This window comes from Cupriavidus phytohabitans, assembly GCF_017815025.1.
Taxonomy (GTDB): domain Bacteria; phylum Pseudomonadota; class Gammaproteobacteria; order Burkholderiales; family Burkholderiaceae; genus Cupriavidus.
In genome coordinates this window covers 1-508 of sequence record NZ_JAGIQB010000251.1, presented here as the reverse complement: position 1 = coordinate 508, position 508 = coordinate 1, and the positions used below count along the sequence as shown (strand labels likewise).

The 508-nt window shown below is 63.2% G+C and carries 1 protein-coding gene; it reads right to left on the bottom strand.

Translation table 11 applies throughout. The features are described 5' to 3' along the window. Positions 1-97 precede the first annotated feature (97 nt). Entirely contained in the window at positions 98-460 is a 363-nt protein-coding gene (tnpA, locus tag J8I34_RS34370) for an IS66-like element accessory protein TnpA (RefSeq protein ID WP_209808625.1), read from the bottom strand. Positions 461-508: the final 48 nt, after the last annotated feature.

Sequence of the window (508 nt, the reverse complement as noted above, 5' to 3'; positions counted from 1 at the left end):
ACGGTCTGCACCTTCGCGGCCAGGCTGTTGAAGCCAGAGCGCATGTCGGTCACGCCAGCAGCCAGCCACACCCGCGTTCCAGCGGGAAGGCCCGGCATCACGAACCCACTCCCAGCAAGCTCGCCAGCACGAGCTGCAGGACATCAGGCTCAGGCTTGCCTTCGAAACACACGCGCACGCCCCGACATTCGATGACGAGCCCGGACGATCCAATCGGCTCCGGCATCGGCGGCGATGCCATCTCTATGGGCAGGAATAGTTCGGCCGGCTCGGATGCGGACGCCGCGGTCCGCTCCTGATCCCGCCGCCACTTCGACACAAGATTCGCGTTCAGGCCATGCGCTCGTGCAACTTCTGCCAGTGAGCGCGTCGGGTCCCGTGTATCGGCCACGACCTGCGTGCGGAACGCCTTCGTGTAATTTTTGGAGCCTCGTCGGCGACCCCGCGCCTTGATTTCCATTTCTTATGGTTCCCACCAAATTCTGGTGGGAACCAGATTGCCGCCTAA